At 35.8% G+C, this 3,590-nt stretch carries 6 protein-coding genes; all 6 read right to left on the reverse strand.

From position 1 onward, the window contains the following. Positions 1-288 precede the first annotated feature (288 nt). Positions 289-519: a hypothetical protein gene (locus tag ACPYKA_RS19775; protein ID WP_479543912.1), complete on the reverse strand. Its 231-nt coding sequence runs from the start codon at positions 517-519 to the stop codon at positions 289-291. 164 nt (positions 520-683) lie between these two features. Then, complete coding sequence (locus ACPYKA_RS19780; RefSeq protein WP_479543913.1) at positions 684-872, reverse strand: DUF4177 domain-containing protein; 189 nt, start codon at positions 870-872, stop codon at positions 684-686. Between the two features lie 127 nt (positions 873-999). Next, positions 1,000-1,818 (reverse strand): acyl-CoA thioester hydrolase/BAAT C-terminal domain-containing protein, encoded by an 819-nt coding sequence (locus ACPYKA_RS19785; RefSeq protein WP_479543914.1) that lies wholly within the window; start codon positions 1,816-1,818, stop codon positions 1,000-1,002. Further along, positions 1,746-2,294 carry an acyl-CoA thioesterase/BAAT N-terminal domain-containing protein gene (locus ACPYKA_RS19790; RefSeq protein ID WP_479543915.1) on the reverse strand — a complete coding sequence of 183 codons (549 nt, stop codon included), beginning with the start codon at positions 2,292-2,294 and terminating at the stop codon, positions 1,746-1,748. Before ACPYKA_RS19790 ends, ACPYKA_RS19785 begins: the two co-directional genes overlap by 73 nt. 101 nt (positions 2,295-2,395) lie before the next feature. Then, a complete protein-coding gene (locus tag ACPYKA_RS19795; RefSeq protein ID WP_479543916.1) occupies positions 2,396-2,965 on the reverse strand; it encodes a GNAT family N-acetyltransferase in 570 nt (189 codons plus the stop codon). A 424-nt stretch (positions 2,966-3,389) separates the two neighbouring features. Continuing rightward, on the reverse strand, positions 3,390-3,590 hold a 201-nt coding region (locus ACPYKA_RS19800; protein ID WP_479543917.1), incomplete at its 5' end, for a DUF1801 domain-containing protein.

Genomic DNA, 3,590 nt, shown 5'->3' on the forward strand with positions numbered 1-3,590 from the left:
AAAAATAAACATTGGGATGTAAAGCTATATTCGATCCTTCGAGATGAATTTTTTCAAAATAACAAATAATTTTAGTTTAATTTTTATAAAAAATTAAACACTGTAACTAACTTATCACCGTTCGACCGATAGGATAGACTAACTATAATGAGGAATCTAGAAGTCTAATTCGACTACTTTTTAACGAGGAATTAGACTTTTAATCTTCAGTAAATGCGTCCGATTGCTTAAATATGGATCCATAAAAATGAATTATTTATCCTCGCCTATCTCCATTGCATCCATCATTTACACATAAACAGAAAAAGACCACACAATTAATAACATACTTACTAATCCCCACACCGTGGCTCCTACTATCCACCAAACAACGGGTTTAGTTGATGTCTGTTTGCCTTCCATACCGTCCTTGTTTTCTATTACTAAAGCAACTCTTTCCTCCATGCTTTTTTTCATTGACATAAGGACAAAAAATCCTACTACGATAAAACCAACCGTTATCCAAAGTAACAAATTCATTTTTAACATCCCATTTCTTATAATTTACTTTCTACCCCAGTTTTTCTAAATTATGTTGTAATTGAAACTTATTCTTTTATTCCGTTAAATGATCCGATTCAAGCGCAACGCTTCTTCCACAACTGCGTCCATTAACGGAATATTATTTATTCAAACATCTTTCTTTACAATTTCTTACGCTTAAATATTAACTCGTAGAAAGAGGGCAATCCATATTGCTGTGTTCCTGGTGCAAAAATTTGAACTAACTCCCACCCTTCTTTTTCGTGTTTATAAACAATTGAGTGATAATTCTCTTTTGGGGTGCGTTTAAAAGAGGATAAATCAATCTTCACAAATTTATGTTCATACACTAGGCCCACCTCCTTCCTTCCTAAATGGCCCGTTTGTTTAAGACTCATGGTATTAGTATCAAGACGACTGAATTAGCTTCCTGCTTATTGCAAAGAAGGTGCTTCCTATTTAAATTAATCAAACAATTCAATTTTTTAATGTCTCATTTAAAAATTGAACTGTTTGTTTCCACGAATCGTTTGCGGCTATCGCATTATCTTTTTTTGTTCCCCCAAAAATGATTCCCATATGAAATTGCGTGTTCCCTGTGATCTGGGGAAGGTTGGGAAGATGGCTAGGGAATGGAGCAAAATGTCCAGTATTCTCATAATAGATGAACTTATTCTGATTTTTATACTCGTGATTTTGTAAACGTCTTTCCATTTGTTTTGTGAAAAACACAGCAGGTTGGATATGGTCATCCTCTCCGGCAAAAAACATCATTGGTGCCTTAATATTTTCAATTATAATTGCGGTTTCCTTCAATTGTTGTTCATCTTGTATAGTACGGTTTAACACATCCAAGCCTGAATAAGGTTTTCCAAGAATCCAATGTTTAAAAAAGGAGAGTGTATCTTGTTTTGTGCGTTGTACTTGAAAATAAGGAAAGGGGACATTTTTATATGTCCACGCTGGTTTGTCCACCGGCTGCATGTTAACAAGCCCAGGAAAAACAACGGCACTCGGAGCAACAGCGATGACTGAATTGATGTTAGGAAAGTGGCTTGCATATAATAATGCGAGTTCGGATCCGCGTGAAAAGCCGATAATGCCGCTGCGTTCTTGATCTACTTGTGATAAGTTCTTCAAATATTGAAATGCATGGTCAACATACTCTAGCGGTATATTTACAATTCCTTTCGGTAAACCTTTTCGTCCGAAATAGGCTAGGGCTAACACAGCGTATCCTTCACTCGCAAGCATCGCAGCAGAGGATTCGTGTACTCCCGCATCTGATCCACCCAAAATAACAACAGCAGGTAATGAATGGCCATTTTCGAGATAGATAATGTTCCAATCATTGCATCATCATTTAATACTTTCTTAACAATGTTTTTTTGATAAAAAGTTCGTGTCACTTGTTCTGAAGCTAATAATTCATCATTATCATAAATCTTTATATTAATCACTAACGGATCCGGACTGTGTTTGATAAACATACGATTTTTCTTAGACCTCATCGACCAGAACAATCCTAGTACATCAATCCCTTTGTAGTCACCTTCTACCGGCGAGTGTAAATTTAAATCTATCAGACCGTTATTGTCAGATATATATGTTGCTTCGGAAATAAATGTCTCTTGGCGGTCGTCTTTTGTAGAAGCTTTAATAACGATTTGATGTGACGGTTCATTGGTATAGATTTGAAAAGTAATGGCTTCATCGGTTTTTGATTCCATTGGTGTAATGTTAATTTTTAAACGCTCATGAATTTGAGTCATCCTCATAATTCCCCCTAGATAATTGCGTTTATTCAACGAAATGGCTCAATTCTTGAATACTATTATGCCGCAAATGCGCCGTTCGCGGAGTATCCTTATTTCTAACTAAACGATGCTTCATCGTCCCATTGAACCGGGGTAACGATCCCATTCTCAAAATCACTTTTTAATATGCCATAACCAATGGAATCCAAGTATTCGTTTGATTCATTTTGCCAACATGCTCTATAGTGGGCTTCCTTCAGATAACCACATGAACGAAAAACCTTCCTCATCGCTATGTTATCTTCCCTAGTTTGCCCTTCAATACGAATGATTTTTGGATATGTATTAAATACATGGGCAGTAAGCCATCGAACTGCTTGTTTACCAATTCCGTTACCTCTGCTTTCCGTCTTTACCCGTAAATCAAACATAGCTGACTCATCCAACAAGTCATAAATTCTAATCAGTCCAACGTTTTTGTCCGTTAGTGAGTCACGTATCCAAAAGGTACGACATTCGTCGCTATGATAATCCCCCTCATCAATGGCAGAAGAGATTTTGTCTCTAGTAGGGGTAGGGTCTACGTAGAAATCCCATCTGTCAGATGTCAACCAGTCAATAAGTTTCGTTTTTTCCTCTTGCATAAAGGGAACGAAAGTAAGTCCCTCCGTCTTAATATCGGACATCCAATAACCTCCCTGTGTTTTTTTATTTTTCGTATTCGATAATATGCCCCGTTTGTTGAAGAGTTTACAATAAGTATAACATTCTCAGCACCAAAACTACGAAGTTTTAATTAGTATAATTATCCATAATATAAAGTGTGAAATGGTAAATAGTCTCTCATTAACTGCTACATTTACTGTCATTATTGGTAAAGAATATGTCACTTGCGATCTATTTCATTGGCAGTATTCAAACTTTAATGAGCATGTATTTAGAAAAGGTAAAAGTCCTGTAGGCGACCAGAAAACTACATATATGTCATACGCTAGACTAATGTGTTGTTCGTCTTTTAGAGTTGCTCGTTTTAGTTATGTTTTAGCCCACTTTGGTAAAAATAAAAAGCCAATGCCCCTTATTGAAGAATTGACTTTATTAATAAATTTTTTAGTTATTCGATGTGTCGGGGTATAATTTTTGTAAAAATTCCACCGACTGCTTAATTAACTTTTTTAGTATATCCACATCAATATCTGCTACTTTATTTATGTATACACAAGCTTTTCCGGCTTTATGTTTTCCAAAACTATCCAAAAGTTCTTCTCGTTTGGGATCACCCGTTGCAAAATACAAGCTGATTCTCGCTTT

It is taken from the genome of Pseudogracilibacillus amylolyticus (SeqCode) (assembly GCF_051918545.1).
Lineage (GTDB): Bacteria > Bacillota > Bacilli > Bacillales > Amphibacillaceae > Pseudogracilibacillus.

What these genes read in the sequence shown, in the direction of transcription:
- ACPYKA_RS19775 (WP_479543912.1), bottom strand. Translation starts at nt 519, where the DNA reads ATGAATTTGTTACTTTGGATAACGGTTGGTTTTATCGTAGTAGGATTT.
- ACPYKA_RS19790 (WP_479543915.1), bottom strand. Translation starts at nt 2,294, where the DNA reads ATGACTCAAATTCATGAGCGTTTAAAAATTAACATTACACCAATGGAA.
- ACPYKA_RS19795 (WP_479543916.1), bottom strand. Translation starts at nt 2,965, where the DNA reads ATGTCCGATATTAAGACGGAGGGACTTACTTTCGTTCCCTTTATGCAA.